Raw genomic sequence first — 17,447 nt, 5'->3', positions numbered from 1 at the left:
TATCATTCTGGTCTTTTGCCTGATTGTGACACAACCAGCCGTTCTGGCAACAAGCCTTGTGGTCGCCAGAGCAACATTCCCACGATGATCAGGCCAATCAGGATATATTGGATCGATCCGGTATAAAGCTGCGCCTCGACGGGTGCGAAACGCGACAGCGCCCAACCGCTCGCCGTCCAGGCCGCCCAGATCAGGAAGGCCCCGAGCATCGCGCCCTTGTTGTTGCCCGCACCGCCGACGATCAGCATCGCCCAGATCTGAAACGTCAGCGTGGGCAGAATATCCTGCGGGCTGATGAAAGCGTAGAAGGTTGCATAGAGCCCGCCCGCAAGTCCCATGATCACCGAGCCGGTGATGAAGGCCGTGAGCCGGATGTGGTCGGGGTTTTTGCCCAGCGAGCGCGCGGCGGTCTCATCCTCACGGATGGCGCGCAATTGGCGCCCGAATGGCGAGGCGACCAGCGTTTCCAGAAAGCGGTAGGTAAGGAAGAGCAAACCCAGCACGCAGAGCAGAAACAGGATGTTATAGGTGAACCCATCCCCCAGTGCCGCGCGCAAAGGGCGTTCAAACCCGCGGATGCCTTGCGCGCCGCCGCCCAGCCACTGCGCGTTGCGCATCAGGTTTTCAAAGGCGACCGCGATGCCGAAGGTCGAAATCGCCAGATAATCGTGTCGCAGGCGCAGGGTCAGCACGCCCACGATCCATGCCATGATCCCTGCTACCGCCATGCCGCCCAGAAGGGCAAGAAGATAGGGGAGCGCAAAGCCGCCCAATTGGCCGTCCTGCGCGGTGCCGCCCAGGATGAGCGTGCCGTAGGCCCCGGCGCCAAAGAAGGCCACGACGCCGCCATTAAACAGCCCCGTATTGCCCCATTGCAGGTTCAGCCCCAGTACCGCGATCGCGAGGATGGAGGCCACGGTGGTGAAGAACACCAGATAGGAGATGACGCCGATCATGTGCGTTCTTCCCCGAACAACCCGTTAGGACGGATCAGCAGCACGGCGAGGATGATCAGGAAGGGGACGGCGGGGCTGTACCCCGCTGAGAAGACCATGACGGCGAGGTTGGCAGCAATCCCCACGATGAAGCCGCCAAGCAATGCGCCATAGATGGAGCCGATGCCGCCCACGATGGTGGCCGCAAAGATCGGCAGCACCAGATCGCGGCCAATGACCGGCGTGATTTGATTGTTGAGGCCGTAGAGAACCCCGGCGAGCGCGGCCAGCCCGCCGCCCAGGAGCCAGACCACGACGATCATACGGCGCAGGTTGATGCCGTTGACCTGCGCCAGCGTGGGGTTTTCGGCCACCGCGCGCAGGGCATAGCCGAAGGTGGTGCGCGACAGGATGAGATGGAGGACCGCGATGAGGGTGAGCGTGATGGCGAGGGAGGCGAGTTGATCGGGTTTCACAAGGATCAGGGGATCGCGGCTGAGCACCGTGGCAAAGACGATGTCCTGGCTGTAGAGTTTGGTGTGCAACCCGAAGATCAGACCGATGGCGTTGCGGATGATCAGCGCCAGCCCGAAGGAGGCGAAGACCATCGAGAGCTCTTCGCCGTTTTCGCGCACCCGGCGGAATATCAGCCGATCAAAGAGCACCGCGCTCAGACCCGTGATGACCATGGAGACAAGCATCGCGGCAACAAGCGCCCAGGTCATGGACAGCGGCCCGATATGTGTCGCCATCACGGGCATGAGGCCCTTGAACAGTTGATCGAACACCAAAGCGGCATAGGCCCCGATGGAGAGAAGTTCCGCATGGCTGAAATTGGCAAAGCGCAGCATGTGCATGACCATCGTCAGCCCCGCCGCGCCCAGCGACAGGATCGCGCCCACGAGGATACCGTCGAGCAGATGCTGGATCATGCGCCCGCCCTCATCCGTTTACCACCCAGATAGATGTCGGCCACGACGGGATCGCCGAGCAGATCTGCGGCCTTTCCGTCGATCTGGTTGCGCCCTTCGGCGAGGATATAACAGTGATCGGCCAGCGCCAGCGCCTGCGTCACGTTCTGCTCGACCAGCAGGATCGTGGTGCCAGTCTGCGTCAATTGGCGGACCTGTGCGAGGACCTCTTGCACGGCTTTGGGGGCAAGACCGGCTGAGGGTTCATCCATAAGGATCAGTTGCGGCCGCGTCGCCAGCGCCATGGCGACCGCCAGAAACTGGCGCTGCCCACCCGAGAGCGCCCCGGCCTTTTCCGCCAGCCTGCCCGCCAGTGCCGGAAATTGCGCCAGCAGATCCGCCCGTCGCGCGGCCTGTTCGCCTTTGGCACGGCGCAGGGCGAGATCGAGGTTTTGACCAATCGTCAGGTTGCGAAAGATATTATCGCTCTGAGGGACATAGGCGATGTGATGCGTGGCCATCTGATCGGGGCGGATGTGGGTGATGTCTTCACCCGCTTGCCGGATGGTGCCTTGTGACACGGGCACCAGCCCCGCAATCGCCTTGATCAACGTGGATTTTCCCGCACCGTTCGGCCCGATGATTACTGTCACGGCGCTGCGCTGCACCTTGAGCGAAACGCCATGCAGGATCGGTAGATCCGGCACATAGCCCGCCACCAGATCCGTCACTTCCAAAGCAAGCTCAGGCATCCACCGGCGCCCCCAGATAGGCGTTGCGCAGGACCTCACTGTTCTGGGCCTCCTCGGCACTGCCCTCGAACACCACGCGCCCCTCGGCCAGCGCGATGATCGGGTTGCAGTGGCGCATGATGAAATCCATATCATGTTCGATGATCACGAAGGTCTTGCCCGTCGCATTCAGCGCTTCGATTTTTTCGATCAACGTGCCGGTCAGGGTCGGGTTCACCCCGGCGGCGGGTTCATCAAGCAGGATCACCTTGGGATCGCCCATCAACACGCGCGCCAGTTCCAGGAGCTTCATCTGCCCGCCGGAAATTTTGCCCGCCGGGTGATCCGCCAAAGGTCCAAGCGTCATGAACTCCAGCATCTCCATCGCGCGGGTGCGGATCGCTTCTTCCTGCGCGCGCACCGCTTTGCGGGACAGGAACGGCCCCCACAGACGCTCGCCGATCTGGGCCACTGGGGCCAGCATCACGTTTTCGAGCACAGACATGCGACCGAAAGGGCGCGGGATCTGAAAGGCGCGCCCCATGCCGCCCAGGAACAGACGATCCGGCCCTTGCCCGGTAATATCCGCCCCATCAAGCTCAACCGTGCCGGAGGTCGGTTTCAAGTTACCCGTGATCGCATTGAAGAAGGTGGATTTCCCGGCCCCGTTTGGCCCGATCAGCCCGGTGATCGACCCTCGCGCAACGCGGATCGACACGTTATCCACCGCGCGAAACGGGCCGAAGTCGCAGGTCAATGCCAGCGTGGACAGGATCGCATCGCCCATCAGCGCCCCAAGACCTGATCCTGCGGGCGGGTGTTGAGATTATATTTCATGATGCGCCCGTGGCGTGATGTGCGATCGCCTTCCATGCCAAAGACCGCGCCGTTCGGGCCGGATGCCTGGGCTTGCAGCGCGGCGATGGCGGCGTGATCATCGGCGTCGAGCGTGAAGGCAAATGTCGCAAGCGTCTTTGGCAGATGGCTTGCGTATCGTGCGCCGACGATCCCGGCGGCGACCTGCGGTTGATCCAGCACCCAACGCGTGGCGACGGCGCTGAGCGATACGTCATGTTTGTCGCCGATGGATTTGAGCAAGCGAAGCAGCTCCTGGAACCGCTCCCAGGGACCGAATTCATCGATGATCAGCCGGTATTTGACCAGACTGCGGTTTTCAAAAGCAAAACCGGGATCGTCCCGCCCCAGCCAGTTTTCGGTCAGAAATCCGCCCGCCAGCGTGCCGTAACACAGGATTTGCATGTCATTTGCGCGCGCCCAATCCGCCAGACCATGGCTCGGGCGGCGGTCCAGAATGGAATATTGCACCTGCGTCGCGGCGATATCAAAGCCCGCTTCCAGAAAACGCGCGGTTTGTCCGACGTCCCAATTAGTGACGCCAAGATTGGCGATTTTGCCCTTTTTCTGGCAGTCCTTCAGCACGTCGAGCCCTTTGACAGCATCGCCCAGCGACAGGTCCCACCAGAAGAATTGCACCAGATCCAGCCGGTCCACCTGCAAGCGTTTGAGGGAGCGGTCGATGATCGCCTCCACCTCCTGCGCGCGCAGATCGGCAAGGCGCGTCAAGTCCGGCACCAGTTTGGTATGCACCAGCACCCGGTCCGCCACCTGCGCCCCGCGACGGCGGCGCAGGTCGGCGATGAATTCACCAATCATCTCCTCGACGCCGGTATAGATGTCGGCACAATCAAAGGTGGTGATCCCGGCATCGACAAAGGCCTCCATATCCGCAATGGCGGCCTGTCTGTTCACGGCACCATGATCGCCTGCAAGCTGCCAACCGCCTTTTATTACACGCGAAATACGGTGGTCCGGGCGCAGATCGACGGTTTCAACGGGCTGCATCAGCGGGTTTCCTTCTGCCAATAGGGGGTTGTGCGCGCGTCCGGCAGGCCCGTCGTTTCGGCATGCGAAAACCAGCGTTTGTCTTCGCGCCGGATGTGGAAGCGGGCACCGCAATGCGGATCGGGGCAGGCGATTTCAGCATCCGTGCTCATCCAGTCATGCTCGGATGTGACACGTTGTTTGGCCGGTAGCAGCGGCAGGATCGCGGCGAGCCCGTACATGGAAACCTGCTGGCCCTCGCTGAAAACGAGGTTTTCGCCCTGTACGCGGAAGAATTCGCCCTCCACATGGCGACAGACGGGCGTCCGTCCCTCGAGCCGTGTTTCGACGCGCAGATCGTATAGCCAGAAGCCCGCCTCTTGCACCATGCTGATGTTCCTCGCCAAAACGGCTGTTACCTGTGATATTTTATCGTAGATATCATATCTCACCCTTGTCAATGACCCTCATGACGCGCAACACTTCCCCTGCACAGAACGGGAAAGGCAAAGATGACAACCGCGCAAATCGCAGCAATCGATCAGACGAATATGCGCGATAGCGCCTATCAGGCGCTGCATGATGCTTTTACGCGCGGGGCGTTTGCGCCGGGTGACGTGCTGTCCCTGCGCTCCTTGGCAGAACAGCTTGGCACCTCCATGACGCCGGTGCGTGAGGCCGTGCGTCGGCTCGTCGCCGAAGGGGCGCTCATCGATACGCGCAGCCGCAAGTTGCTGGTGCCCCCTTTTGACCCGCGCAGGATGTCGGATTTGAAATCAGCACGGCTTGCTCTGGAAAGCCTTCTGCTGGAGCAAGCCCTGGCGTCCATTGATGCCTCAGGCATTGCCAAACTCAAGGCTATTCTTGAACGACCTGAGGACCCCGCGCAGCACGGGCCCGATCTTGTGCAGAACTATGATTTTCATTTCACGCTCTATCGGATGTCTGGCTCCGACGTGTTGTTGCCAATCGTCGAGGCGCTTTGGCTGCAATATGGATCCTATCTCAATCTGATCATCTATCATAAAAATGTGGCGCATATTGAAGAGCATAAATACCACGGTGCCCTTCTAAATGCGCTGGAGCGGAATGATTTGGCCGCTGCACAAGTCGCGCTCAGGCGGGACATCGAGCAATCCTTTGGTGTCTTGAAAAACGATCCGGACCTGGCATCAATGGCACCCCGTTCATGAATGGAGACGCAAAATTGGCCCAACCAGAACGATATGAAATTGCCCCTGGCCTGAACATCGCCCGTGCGCTGACAGGGCTTTGGCAGGTCGCCGATATCGAGCGCAAGCAGGGAAAGCTGGATCCCGAGGCGGGTGCCGATGTTTTGCAGCGCTACGTTGATGCGGGGTTTGACACCTTTGATATGGCGGACCATTACGGTTCCGCGGAGATCATCACGGGCGCGCTGCTGCGTCGCACCGGAACGGGAAGCCCCAAGCCGCTTGCCTTCACCAAATGGTGCCCGCCCCCCGGACCGATGAGTGCGGAGATCGTGCGCAAAGGTGTGCAGGAAAGGCTGGACCGGCTGGGCGTGGAGCGCGTTGATTTGTTGCAATTTCATTGGTGGAGCTTTCAGCATCCGGCATGGCTTGATGCGCTGCACGAACTCACCGCCCTGCGCGAGGAAGGGCTGATCCGTGAGATAGGTGTCACCAATTTTGACGCCGCCCACCTGGCTCTGGCGCTGGCGGATGGAATTGCACTGCGCACCAATCAGGTCTCGTTCTCCCTTGTGGATCGCCGCGCGGCAGGGCCTCTCGCAGAATTATGCGCCACGTCGCCCGTCCGGCTTCTTGCCTATGGGACTCTATGCGGTGGTTTTTTGAGCGAGAGATGGCTTGATGCGCCCGAACCCGACCAGATCACCGATTGGTCCAAAATGAAATACAAGCGCTTCATTGATGCGGCCGGGGGATGGAAGGCGTTTCAGACCATCCTAAGCGCGGCTTCTGCAATCGCGCGCAAACATGGGGTTTCCATTGCCAATGTCGCAACCCGTTGGGTGTTGGAGCAGCGCGCAGTCGCCGGGGTCATCATCGGTGCACGCTTGGGCGAAAACATACATACCGAAGATAATGCGCAGCTGTTTGCTTATGAGCTTGATCGCGAAGATCACGACCGCCTTGAGATCGCCTTCGCACAGACCAGACCAATTCCGGGCGATTGCGGCGATGAATACCGCAAGCCGCCCTTCCTGACGGCCACCGGTGATTTAAGCGATCATCTGGATCAGATACCGCTTTCATATGAGAGCGTCCCCGTTCCGTATCGCCTAGGCGCTGAGCGTGTATTGAGCGGGTCGAAGTGGGAAGATATTGCCGGATATTGTCGCGCCCAACGCGTTGGAGACCGGATATTGGTCTCGGGGACAACTGCGACCGCGGGATCGGACAGGGTTGTGGCACCAGATGACGCGGGGGCGCAGACGACATTTATCCTCGACAAGATCGCCGAGGCATTGGCGGCATTCGGGGCAGGGCCAAAGGATGTGATCAGAACAAGGATCTATCTGGTGGATGAAGCCGACACGCTGCACGTTTCAAATGCGCATGGCCGCGTATTTGGCGAGATCAAACCGGCCAACACCCTTGTGGTGGTGGCTAAATTGGTCGGCGGCTACCGCGTCGAGATTGAAGCGGAAGCTCTGGTTGCGCCAGATGCAGGGAGCGCAAACGGACCGATGGGTTAAGGTGTGTCGGGTTCCATAGGCGTTCAAACAAACATCATCGGCCCGGCATTTTGATGGCTATGGTGCTGGTGCACGGCGCTTTAGGCGATAACAGGCGCTGAAAGCCCAGGCTTTGGACGCATACACTAAACAAACCTTTGCCGCCCGGCTCAAAAGCGCGTCACGCAATGGGATGCACAACGCCCAAAAATGTTTTTGCAGACCCAACCGACCCCTATGGCGCGGCGTCTCTTTCAGATGGTGGCATTTGGCGGTATCTATCGCAAAACGATTGCGCGTAACCAGACGACCTGTGCCGCACCAGAATGGAGAAATGACCGTCATGACGCCCCAAGAGATTGCAAAATTGCCCTACCGTCCATGTGTGGGGGTCATGTTGGTGAATGCGGACAAAGAGGTTTTTGTCGGTCAGCGTCGTGATAGTCAGATTGCGGCCTGGCAAATGCCACAGGGCGGTATTGATGAGGGCGAACCCGCTCGAGACGCCGCCCTGCGCGAACTATGGGAAGAGACCGGTGTCACGTCGAATCTGGTGGAGATCATTGCTGAAAGCCAACAATGGTTGCCTTATGAATTGCCCTTTGACTTGGTCCCCAAGCTCTGGAAAGGTCGGTATCGCGGCCAAAAACAACGTTGGTTTCTGATGCAATTCAATGGCCAGGACAGCGACATCAACATCGCAACAGAACACCCGGAGTTTTCGGAATGGCGCTGGTTGGCTGCGCGTGATTTGGTCGAGAATATCGTGCCGTTCAAACGCGATGTTTACGTCGGTGTGATGGCCGAATTCGCAGATTACTTCTAGGGAAGCAGGGGCGGGACGTTCGGAACTGCGGTTTTGAGCAACACGGCGAGCCCGCGTGATCATCTTCGATTTCCACCATTCCAGACCAGCGATCAGATAAATCCCCGGTCGCTCTATCGCGCCATGCAAACATGGCTAAGTTTATGCGACCTACACATCCCCGGTGATCTTCTTTTTGCCGGCGCGTCAACAGATGGTCATCGCCCAAGGTCAGGCGACCGTGCCGCACCCAATAGAGGGGCCCGACAGCCATCTACGCTCTTGCGGGTATCGCGGTTTTTTCCGCTGGAACTGCGTGAAACCGACTGGCCAGCATGGTCAGACAAGACCTTCCTTGACGAAGACATCCTTCATGTCGATCTGCGGACGCGGACCAACATGGCTGATGACTTCCGCGGCACAGAGGTTGCCCATGCGCGCGCAAATTTCCAATTTACGACCGGTCGCCAGGCCGTAAAGGAACCCGGCGGCAAACTGATCCCCCGCACCGGTCGCATCGACCGGAATGATCTCCTGCACTGGCACGTCCACCCGCTCGCCTTTGGACAGGACACTCACGCCATCACCTGACCGGGTGCAAACCACCAACGGGCAAATCTCGGCAGTCTTGGCCAGTGCCGTTTCAAGATCGGTTTGAAACAGCGACTTGATCTCATGCTCATTGCCGATCACATAATCCAGGTCATGTTCGATCAGCGACAGGAAATCCGCGCGATGGCGTTCGACGCAGAAGGGGTCCGAGATCGCAATCCCCGCAATGCCATTCCCCGCCTTGGTCGCGCGCGCCGCTTCGCGGAACGCCGTTTTGCCCGCGTCATGATCAAACAGATACCCTTCAAGCAACATGATCCGCGCATTGCCCGAAACGCTGATCGGGACATCTGCCGAGGTGAGCCCGGTAGAAATGCCAAGGTAGGTATTGAGGGAGCGCTCGCCGTCGGGCGTGACGAAGATCATGCAGCGTGATGTCGGCATCTCACCCTCCACAACAGGCGGATTCACAAAATCAATCCCGTTATCCGTCATGGCGCTGGCATAGAATTTACCCAAGGCATCATCGCGCACCCGCCCGATAAACGCGGTTTGCAAGCCCAGCGATCCGACACCGGCCACCGTATTGGCTACAGCGCCACCGGGTGTTTGCAACCGATCATTCATCGCCCCGAAAAGTTTCTCTGACCGTGCCTGATCAACCAATTGCATGATGCCTTTTTCGATGCCCATGTGATCCAGAAACGTGTCATCCGCATGGGTGATCACATCGACAACGGCGTTTCCGATGCCAACAACTTCGTAGGTTTTCATATGGTTTTTTCCTCAAATGGGCATAGATCGCGGATGATGCAGGTGGGGCACATGGGTTTGCGCGCTTTGCAATGATAGCGCCCGTGCAGGATCATCCAGTGGTGGGCGTGCAGCTGAAAATCAGCGGGAATATTGTCCTCAATGGCGCGCTCTACGGCATCAACGGTTTTGCCGGGCGCGATTCCGGTGCGATTTCCGAGACGGAAAATATGCGTATCCACGGCTTGCGCGGGGAACTGCCACCACATGTTCAAAACGACATTCGCAGTTTTGCGCCCCACGCCTGGCAGCCCTTGCAAGGCCGCGCGGCTGTTGGGGACTTCACCGCCATACTCTCGTACCAGAATTTCGCTTAATTTGATGACGTTTTTGGCCTTTTGTCGGTATAGGCCGATGGTCTTGATATGTTCCGTCACCCCGTCGAGCCCAAGATCAAGCATTTTTTGGGGCGTATCGGCAATTTCAAACAGTTTGCGCGTGGCTTTATTCACACCGGCATCTGTCGCCTGAGCACTGAGCGCGACGGCAACAACCAGCGTGTAGACATTCACGTGGTCCAACTCGCCTTTCGGCGCGGGATCAGCTTCCTGAAACCGTGCGAAAATTTCTCTTATCGTATGATAACCCAGCTGTTTTGCCATCCGCCGGGTATGCGAGAATTCTACGCACGGAGCAAGAGTAACTACGCCTGACGGCTAAAATCTGAGGTAAATACCCATCCAGCGTGCAGTCACCAATCCGCAAGTTCCGGGTCGCATGAGCGCGCGGCCTCCCGTAAAAGGGGGTATGACACAGCATCAACCCCTCTTTGCCGCATCCGAAACGAGCTACCACTATCAAGTGGTGCGCCGTGCCATTGACCTGATCGACCAGTCGGAAAATCCAATGTCTCTGGATGAAATCGCTGCGGAAATCGGGATGAGCACCGCCCATTTCCAACGGGTCTTTTCGCGGTGGGTGGGTGTGTCGCCCAAACGCTACGAACAATACCTGAAACTGGACCATGCCCGCACGTTGTTGCGGGAAAAATTCACAACGCTTGAGGCCTCACACGCGCTCGGGCTTTCCGGCAGCGGGCGTCTGCATGATCTGTTTTTGCGCTGGGAGGCCATGAGCCCCGGTGAATTTGCGCGGGCCGGTGCGGGGCTCACGATATTCTGGGGCTGGTTCGAAAGCCCCTTCGGACCCGCTGTGGTGATGGGAACGGATAAGGGCATCTGCGGCATTGGGTTTGCGGCCGAGATGGGCGAGTCCTGCGCGCTGGAAGATCTGCTGTCACGCTGGCCCAGGGCAGAGTTTGTCGAAGATCCGATGAAATTACGCCCCTGGGTGCTCAAAGCCTTTGGCGCGGGCGATGGCACCCTGGATACCGCCCCTCTTTTCCTGATGGGTGCCCCGTTTCAAATCAAGGTCTGGGAGGCGCTGTTGAGCATCCCATCTGGTCAGGTCACGACCTATTCGCAGATTGCGCAGGCGATTGGCAATCCGCGTGCCGTGCGTGCGGTTGGCACGGCCGTGGGGCGCAACCCGATCAGCTGGCTGATCCCTTGCCACAGGGCCTTGCGCAAATCGGGTGGATTGGGCGGGTATCACTGGGGCTTGCCGATGAAACGCGCGATGCTCGCCTATGAGACGGCACGCGCGGAAACGTGATGACGCGTCGGGGTGGCGGAGTTCTGCCGCTGTAATTTCCCCCTTGGTTGGCTCGCACAATAGCGCCATATAGACTTCGGTAACACAATGGTGCCTCGCTTGAACGGGGCCGTAACAATCGAAGGCAGCATATATGACATTTGCAAAACCCCTCTTGGTGGTCGCCGTTTCGGGCACATTGGCCCTGACGGCCTGCACAAACCCGAATCAAATCGGCGCAAATTCCAATAATCCCAGAACCCAGCAAGGCGCGCTGATTGGTGCCGGTGCGGGTGCTTTGCTCGGTGCCCTTTCAAAAGGCGACGGCAATCGCGGGGATGGTGCCTTGGTAGGAGCCGCCATTGGCGGTGCGCTGGGGGCTGGCATTGGGTATTCGCTCGACCGACAGGAAGCAGACCTGCGCGCCCAGCTTGGCAATGATGACGTCACGATCACAAATACCGGGGATCGGCTGATTGTGAGCCTGCCGCAGGATATCCTGTTTGCAACAAACAGCTTTACCGTGCGCCCCGATCTGGAAACGGACATCCGATCGGTTGCGGGAAATTTGCAGCAATACCCCCAATCCACCATACAGGTGATCGGTCATACCGATAGCGATGGCGAGGCCGGATATAACCAACAGCTCTCAGAGCGTCGCGCCAGCGCAGTTGGAACCGTCCTTTTGAACGCCGGCGTGTCCGGGGCGCGTATCCAGACGTTTGGACGCGGAGAAAGCCAACCCATCGCAAGCAATTTGAGTGCGCAGGGCAAAGCACAAAACCGCCGCGTCGAAATCGTTATCCTTCCCACAGCATCCTAAATCCGGATCGGAAATGTGCGATAAGAGCCTCAGTTTTCTGCTGAGGCTCTTGCCTTTTGCGCTCCCGGCATCAGGATAACCCCTGATTGATTGAAATTTGAAAGACATATCATGGCAAAATACTCCCTTATCGGCCTGTCGGGTTCGCTCAGAAAAGACTCTGCCAATACGCAGTTGCTTCGCGAGGCAGCGCGCCTTTTTGAGGCGCAGGAATTCACGCTGGCCGATTTGAACTTGCCGCTTTATGACGGTGATCTTGAAAGTGAACAGGGCGTGCCCGCCGCTGTTCAGGCCTTGTCAGACAGTATCGCAAAAGCAGATGCCGTGTTGATTTCGACGCCCGAATATAACAAAGGCCCGTCCGGTGTTTTAAAGAACGCTCTGGATTGGATCAGCCGGACGAAGGGCAAACCATGGAACGACAAACCCGTGGCCGTGATGTCCGCGGCAGCGGGTCGCGCGGGTGGTGAGCGCGCGCAAATGGTGTTGCGTGGTTTCATGGTGCCTTTTCGTGTGCGCATTCTTCAGGGTCCGGAAATCCATCTCGCCGATTGCACGAACCAGTTTGATGACAATGGCGCTCTCCTGGGAGAGGTCTATCCGCGCGAACTCAAGGCGTTGATGCAGGGGTTGCGCAGGGAAATCGAACGCTAAGCCTGCGGGACGGAAACCTCTATCAGATTGTCATCGGGATCGCGCAAATAGAGTGATACGATCGGCCCGATTGCGCCCAAACGGTCTATCGGGCCATCTTCGATGTCAATCTGATGTGTGGTCAGATGGCTGATCCATGCCTCAACGGGTGCATCGGTCAAGAAACAGACATCAGCCGTTCCAGGCTGCGCATGGCCTGCGTTCGGTTTGAACTCGCGCCCTTGCTGATGCAGGTTGATTTTGGTCTGGCCGAACAAAAGCGCCCATCTGCGTGTGCCATCCGCGGCCTGAAACTGTTCACCGCGCATGCCCAGCACCTGAGTGTAAAACCGTACCGTTTCTGGGATACTCTTCACCGTCAGAACGAAATGGTCGAGCATGCGCACGCGGCATTGAATTTCAGGTTGTAACATTGGGTTTCTTTCGCTCAAAGATTGAATACTGCCAGACGTCTTATAGCATAAACCTGAATTTGCAGCATCGTGTTAATCCTAAAACGACGCGCTGACCTCAAAACCTTGAGGAATCCGGTTGAGGTCTTCGAGAAGCAGGTCGGCCATAACCTGCGCGATCTTCGGCGCCATTCCGAACCCGATCTTGAATCCACCGTTTGCAATGAAGTGATCGCGCCGGTCCGGCCAATGGCCCAGCATCGGCGCACGGCTCCTGCTGCGGGGGCGCACGCCCGCCCATTTCTGCACGACCGGCGCATCCCGCAAAAGGGGCACCGCCACACGGGCCCGCGAGATGATCCCGTCGATTTGTGCATCCACCGAACGCGGATCATCAAAAGTGTTCTCGGACGTTGAACCAACCGCGACGGTGCCATCAAGGTGGGGGATGATGTGGAGTGCATCCGCAAAGAGTTGCGGGGCACCCCACGCGTCAAAACGCAATAGCGCCGCTTGCCCCTTGACCCCACTGCCGACGTTGCGCGCGCGGTCCCGGCCCAGGTGTTCCAGACCATGCACACCCGTTGCCCAAAGCGTTCGCCCGGTATCGATACCATCCGCCTCAACCGATACGCCCTTCGCCGCCAATGCCGCGACCAGGGCCTCACAAGCCTTCAGTGGATGCAGTGAAGCACTCAGATTATCGCGAATGACCCATCCGGTTGGGGAGTTGGGTTGCCACGGATTCTGGTCACATTCCTCGACCACCCAAGTGGCCTTGCCTTGCCAGAGCGTGCGCGCCGTTTCGGATCGCCGCTTTGCGAGGGTCATTCCAGCCTCTTCCATGATAGGTTGAAGGCGCCCCGAGCGGATGTATCCGGCGCAGCCCCCGCAGGTGTTCTCCACATCCGCCCAAAACTGACCAGCCATCAAAAGCGAGTCCAATTGGAAGGCCTTCTTTGGGTTCCAGTTTTCCGGCACATGAGGCGCAAGCGCGCCAACGATGCCACCGCTGCTTCCGGATCCCGCGCCGTGGGGGTCGATAATCTGAACTTTTGCCCCTCTTTTAACGCAGGCCCATGCGATCGAAAGACCAAAGATACCCGCGCCGCGGATCGTGATATCGACCATTGCCAATTTCGATTGCCTCCCTCAATGTCGCGCCAGATCGTAGCTGCATTGTGAGGCCTACCCGTGCAGGACCCATCCGCAGATGTGACATGGGACGCAAATGGCGTACCGTTTTCCAACCGCTTTGATGACCCGTATTTCAGTCTTGAAAACGGATTGGAAGAAACACGCCATGTTTTTTTGCACGGGAACGGCCTGCCGGAGCGGTTTTGTGATGGGTTCCACGTGGCTGAATTGGGGTTTGGTACGGGCCTCAACTTTCTGGCAACTGTTTTGGCGTGGCGTGCATCCGGTGTATCGGGGCGGCTGAGATTTACCAGTTTCGAAGCTTTTCCTTTGTCTGCAGAGCAAATAGAGCAAGCCCTCGCCGTGTTTCCAGAATTGACTGGGCTGCGCTCTCAGTTGGTTGCCTGTTGGGAACCGGTTGGTGGCGTTTTCAATCTGGATGATGATGTTGAACTCAATGTGATCAAAGGTGACGCCAGTCCGGCGCTCAACGGTTGGGGTGGTCTGGCAAACGCCTGGTATCTTGATGGTTTTTCGCCCGCTAAAAACCCTGACCTGTGGTCTGACACCATACTCGATCAGGTGGCCCGGCACACCGCCGCGGAAGGGACTTTTGCCACCTACACTGCGGCGGGTTTCGTGCGGCGATCACTTGAAAGGGCGGGATTTGCCGTGACGCGCTCAAAGGGATTTGGGCGTAAACGACATATGTCACAGGGAGTGTTGCGGCCGTGACGCAGTCCAATAACGTACGTCTCGGTGTTACTCTGATGCTGATGACGACGCTCGTTTTCGCCTTTCAAGACGGTATTTCGCGCCATCTTGCGCAGGCTTATAACGTCTATCTGGTGGTGATGGTACGTTATTGGTTTTTCGCGGCTTTTGTCATCGCAATTGCATGCAGAAAGGCAGGTGGACTGCGGTCTGCCTCAACGACCACCCAGCCGGTTTTGCAAGGGTTTCGCAGCATTCTCCTCGCGCTGGAGGTTTGCGTCATGGTAACGGGTTTCACGCTCCTTGGACTGGTTGAAAGCCATGCGGTTTTTGCTTGTTATCCTTTGCTGGTTGCGGCGCTTTCCGGACCACTTTTGGGCGAGCGGGTGGGATGGCGCCGCTGGAGCGCGATCGCCGTAGGGTTTGTCGGCGTGATTATCATTCTCCAGCCTGGCGGGTCTGTATTTGACCCGCTTGCGGCCATTCCACTCCTTGCGGCTTTCATGTTCGCACTCTACGGGCTTTTGACCCGTTTCGCCGCGCGCCGTGACAGTACCGCGACCAGCTTCTTCTGGACGGGAACGGCGGGTGCCGTGACCATGACGCTTATAGGTATTTGGTTTTGGGAGCCGATGACGCGGGTGGATTGGGCGTGGATGGGGTTGCTTTGCGTGACGGGTGTCGCCGGGCATTGGCTGCTGATCCGATGCTATGAGGCCGCCGAAGCCAGTGCGGTGCAGCCTTTCGCCTATTTCCAGCTCGTTTTTGCATCAGCAATTGGCATCACAATATTTGGAGAGGTGATCCGTCCCAATGTGGCATTGGGCGTCGCGATCATCATCATCGCTGGGCTATTCACCCTTTGGCGCGAAAGACAACAGCGATGATCCGGTCAACTCCTCGCTGAACGGTTGCGGCAATGGGTCTTTACCAAGCCTGGCGCGATATATTGGCAAGCTCTCCGTCACCCGCATCACATAGTTGCGCGTCTCGCGGAACGGTATGTGTTCGATCCAGTCGATCATGTCGATCTCCCCTTTTCTGGGGTCTCCAAAGGTAATCATCCACCGGTCCGGGCGGCTTGGACCGGCATTATAACCCGCGGACATCATCACGACATTGCCCCGGAAACGATGTGCCAGTTCTTCCAGATAGGCGGCACCTAATTCTGCATTATAGGTAGGATCCGATATGAGCCGTTCTGTACTATGCTGAGAAGCGCGCCCCATGGAAGCGGCAACCTCGCGGCCCGTTGCAGGCATAATCTGCATCAAACCGCGCGCACCGACGCCACTTTGCACGCCAGGGTCGAACTCACTTTCGCGTCGTGCAATCGCAAGTACCATCTCAGGAGCCATCGGGAGCGGTTGTTCTGAGATGGGATGAAGCGCATAATACCCACGGGGAACAACTACGCTGCGCTGGGCGGCACGTTTGCCGATCATGACTGCCAAATGCGGCTCACCCGTATCCAGTGCAGCCTCTGCCAAAAGAGTTGCCTGTTGTTGATCCAGGCTTTCGGCCAAATGTGTCCAGAACCTCTCGGCCAAATTCAACTCACCAGAGGCCTGAAGTAACAAACCCGCTACAAACAGGGGCTCTTGAGCCAAGGATGAATCACGCCAATTTAACCCTGCGGCGTCATCTGGAAGGTGGACATCAAAGGGCAAATCTGCCCGCTCTGCGGCCAGCAACCCATAGAAGGAGGTCTGATATTGTGCTCCGCGCGTATATGCCTGATCCGCAGCAGCCACATCTCCCAGGGCCTCCAATGCACGGCCTTGCCAGTACCCTGCTCGCCCTTTTGATATTGGAGAGCGCACCGCTGCGTCATGATTCTTGAAATGCTGCAGCGCTGTCTCTGGTTCATTCAGTTTGCGCAGCGCAATGTAACCGGCCAGCCATTCCAGATCGGCATAGTTCGAGCCACTGGTCAGAAAATGGCGCGCCGCGATTTCATAGGCGCGCTCGGCGTTGCCGTCACGCATTTCATCCCGAGCCATAGACCTGCGACGATTGCTCCAGGCTTGCGGATCACCGAGGGCGTCGGCACTGGTTGACGTGGCCAGCAGGAGCGCTTTTGCATCATCCCATCGCCCCTTGCGCGCGCGCCAGACAAACCGCTCATATTGCAAGCCGGGGTTTTTCGCGTGGCTTTGTGGTATTCTGGAGATGAGCGTATCCACGCCCTTATCCAATTTATGCAGGGCAATGCGCGCATCGGCAACGGCTCGATCCGCAGCAGACACCCGATCAAACATGCGGCGCGCGTTCTCAATCGCGCCGGCCCAGAGCATCGCATCGAGGCGGGCGGTATCATGCTCTTTCAAGAGCGCATCATGCGATGCCACGAATAACGCCTGCGCGGTGGCACCCATAGGCATTGAACGCCAAGCATTTATGATATTTTTGCGGGCCTGATCCGGCTTCCCGGTCCGCTCCAGTGCTTGGGCATGGCGCAAAACGCCTTCCGCTGTCTGCGCAGCCTGTGCATCAAAAAACGCGATGACATCCGAATCGGGCCGCACAATCACAACCTTTTCGGATTGTTTGCGCAAATATGGTTCGCCCGGCCAATCCGGGCGCCGATTCAGAAACGTCATGACATCGTCATAGGTGCCCCGCCCCGCGCGCAAACGCGACCATTCAACCACATCGGCCGCAACATCGCCGTCACGTGCAGCAGCTTTTGCCGCGGTCTGCCAGTCGCCGCTGCGCACCGCATCCATTGCCCAGGCCAGGGGCCTTGGCCGCTCCGCCAGACTCGGCATAGCGGTTACAAAAATAAGAATCATCGTTGTCAGCAGACGTCTGATCACTTGCAATTCCCGGCGATTGAGGGCTAGAGCCTCTGTTACATACAGC

Annotated in this window: 19 protein-coding genes; 8 read left to right on the top strand and 11 right to left on the bottom strand. The window is 58.3% G+C overall.

The features are described 5' to 3' along the window. Positions 1-2: 2 nt before the first annotated feature. From ROLI_RS19385 to ROLI_RS19360, 6 genes are read right to left on the bottom strand one after another with little or no spacing between them, the layout of a single operon-like run. Positions 3-956, bottom strand: a complete 954-nt coding sequence (locus ROLI_RS19385; protein ID WP_187429342.1) for a branched-chain amino acid ABC transporter permease — start codon at positions 954-956, stop codon at positions 3-5. Then, positions 953-1,867: a branched-chain amino acid ABC transporter permease gene (locus ROLI_RS19380; protein ID WP_187429343.1), complete on the bottom strand. Its 915-nt coding sequence runs from the start codon at positions 1,865-1,867 to the stop codon at positions 953-955. Before ROLI_RS19380 ends, ROLI_RS19385 begins: the two co-directional genes overlap by 4 nt. After that, the gene (locus ROLI_RS19375; protein WP_187429344.1) at positions 1,864-2,598 is read right to left on the bottom strand and encodes an ABC transporter ATP-binding protein; all 735 of its coding nucleotides are present in this window, start codon (positions 2,596-2,598) and stop codon (positions 1,864-1,866) included. Before ROLI_RS19375 ends, ROLI_RS19380 begins: the two co-directional genes overlap by 4 nt. Then, complete coding sequence (locus tag ROLI_RS19370) at positions 2,591-3,364, bottom strand: ABC transporter ATP-binding protein (protein WP_187429345.1); 774 nt, start codon at positions 3,362-3,364, stop codon at positions 2,591-2,593. The genes ROLI_RS19375 and ROLI_RS19370 overlap by 8 nt, the downstream gene beginning before the upstream one ends. After that, the gene (locus ROLI_RS19365; protein ID WP_187429346.1) at positions 3,364-4,440 is read right to left on the bottom strand and encodes an aldo/keto reductase; all 1,077 of its coding nucleotides are present in this window, start codon (positions 4,438-4,440) and stop codon (positions 3,364-3,366) included. Before ROLI_RS19365 ends, ROLI_RS19370 begins: the two co-directional genes overlap by 1 nt. Then, positions 4,440-4,808 carry a TIGR04076 family protein gene (locus ROLI_RS19360; protein WP_187429347.1) on the bottom strand — a complete coding sequence of 123 codons (369 nt, stop codon included), beginning with the start codon at positions 4,806-4,808 and terminating at the stop codon, positions 4,440-4,442. The genes ROLI_RS19365 and ROLI_RS19360 overlap by 1 nt, the downstream gene beginning before the upstream one ends. A 123-nt stretch (positions 4,809-4,931) precedes the next feature. On the opposite strand from ROLI_RS19360, the gene ROLI_RS19355 reads away from it, so the two are divergent. From ROLI_RS19355 to ROLI_RS19345, 3 genes are all read left to right on the top strand, one after another. Further along, positions 4,932-5,612, top strand: a complete 681-nt coding sequence (locus ROLI_RS19355) for a GntR family transcriptional regulator (RefSeq protein WP_187429348.1) — start codon at positions 4,932-4,934, stop codon at positions 5,610-5,612. A 14-nt stretch (positions 5,613-5,626) separates the two neighbouring features. Then, complete coding sequence (locus tag ROLI_RS19350) at positions 5,627-7,120, top strand: aldo/keto reductase (RefSeq protein ID WP_222869445.1); 1,494 nt, start codon at positions 5,627-5,629, stop codon at positions 7,118-7,120. 322 nt (positions 7,121-7,442) lie between these two features. Beyond that, on the top strand, positions 7,443-7,925 hold the full coding sequence (locus ROLI_RS19345; protein ID WP_187429350.1) for an RNA pyrophosphohydrolase: 483 nt from the start codon (positions 7,443-7,445) through the stop codon (positions 7,923-7,925). 318 nt (positions 7,926-8,243) lie between these two features. Here ROLI_RS19345 and ROLI_RS19340 read toward each other — a convergent pair whose 3' ends face one another. Continuing rightward, positions 8,244-9,230, bottom strand: coding sequence for an adenosine kinase (locus tag ROLI_RS19340; RefSeq protein WP_187429351.1), 987 nt, complete (start codon positions 9,228-9,230; stop codon positions 8,244-8,246). Next, on the bottom strand, positions 9,227-9,871 hold the full coding sequence (gene nth, locus ROLI_RS19335; protein WP_187429352.1) for an endonuclease III: 645 nt from the start codon (positions 9,869-9,871) through the stop codon (positions 9,227-9,229). Before nth ends, ROLI_RS19340 begins: the two co-directional genes overlap by 4 nt. A gap of 145 nt (positions 9,872-10,016) precedes the next feature. On the opposite strand from nth, the gene ROLI_RS19330 reads away from it, so the two are divergent. From ROLI_RS19330 to ROLI_RS19320, 3 genes are all read left to right on the top strand, one after another. After that, positions 10,017-10,883: a bifunctional helix-turn-helix domain-containing protein/methylated-DNA--[protein]-cysteine S-methyltransferase gene (locus ROLI_RS19330; protein WP_187429353.1), complete on the top strand. Its 867-nt coding sequence runs from the start codon at positions 10,017-10,019 to the stop codon at positions 10,881-10,883. A gap of 133 nt (positions 10,884-11,016) precedes the next feature. Continuing rightward, positions 11,017-11,685 (top strand): OmpA family protein, encoded by a 669-nt coding sequence (locus tag ROLI_RS19325; RefSeq protein WP_187429354.1) that lies wholly within the window; start codon positions 11,017-11,019, stop codon positions 11,683-11,685. Between the two features lie 111 nt (positions 11,686-11,796). Next, a complete protein-coding gene (locus tag ROLI_RS19320; protein WP_187429355.1) occupies positions 11,797-12,339 on the top strand; it encodes an NADPH-dependent FMN reductase in 543 nt (180 codons plus the stop codon). Here ROLI_RS19320 and ROLI_RS19315 read toward each other — a convergent pair. Further along, the gene (locus ROLI_RS19315) at positions 12,336-12,752 is read right to left on the bottom strand and encodes a VOC family protein (RefSeq protein ID WP_187429356.1); all 417 of its coding nucleotides are present in this window, start codon (positions 12,750-12,752) and stop codon (positions 12,336-12,338) included. The two genes, ROLI_RS19320 and ROLI_RS19315, sit on opposite strands and share 4 nt — an antisense overlap. Before the next feature lie 78 nt (positions 12,753-12,830). Continuing rightward, positions 12,831-13,862, bottom strand: coding sequence for an FAD-binding oxidoreductase (locus ROLI_RS19310; protein ID WP_187429357.1), 1,032 nt, complete (start codon positions 13,860-13,862; stop codon positions 12,831-12,833). 63 nt (positions 13,863-13,925) lie between these two features. Between ROLI_RS19310 and mnmD the strand changes: the two genes are divergently transcribed. Both mnmD and ROLI_RS19300 read left to right on the top strand, forming a co-directional pair. Further along, positions 13,926-14,603 carry a tRNA (5-methylaminomethyl-2-thiouridine)(34)-methyltransferase MnmD gene (gene mnmD / locus ROLI_RS19305; protein WP_187429358.1) on the top strand — a complete coding sequence of 226 codons (678 nt, stop codon included), beginning with the start codon at positions 13,926-13,928 and terminating at the stop codon, positions 14,601-14,603. Further along, entirely contained in the window at positions 14,600-15,469 is an 870-nt protein-coding gene (locus ROLI_RS19300; RefSeq protein ID WP_316247420.1) for a DMT family transporter, read from the top strand. Before mnmD ends, ROLI_RS19300 begins: the two co-directional genes overlap by 4 nt. On the opposite strand, the gene ROLI_RS19295 is transcribed toward ROLI_RS19300, so the two are convergent. After that, complete coding sequence (locus tag ROLI_RS19295; RefSeq protein WP_187429359.1) at positions 15,434-17,377, bottom strand: lytic transglycosylase domain-containing protein; 1,944 nt, start codon at positions 17,375-17,377, stop codon at positions 15,434-15,436. The genes ROLI_RS19300 and ROLI_RS19295 overlap by 36 nt on opposite strands. Positions 17,378-17,447: the final 70 nt, after the last annotated feature.

Source organism: Roseobacter fucihabitans, from assembly GCF_014337925.2.
Taxonomy (GTDB): Bacteria; Pseudomonadota; Alphaproteobacteria; order Rhodobacterales; family Rhodobacteraceae; genus Roseobacter; species Roseobacter fucihabitans.
Note: the sequence above shows the minus strand (reverse complement) of the source record. Positions and strands in the feature narration are given on the sequence as shown.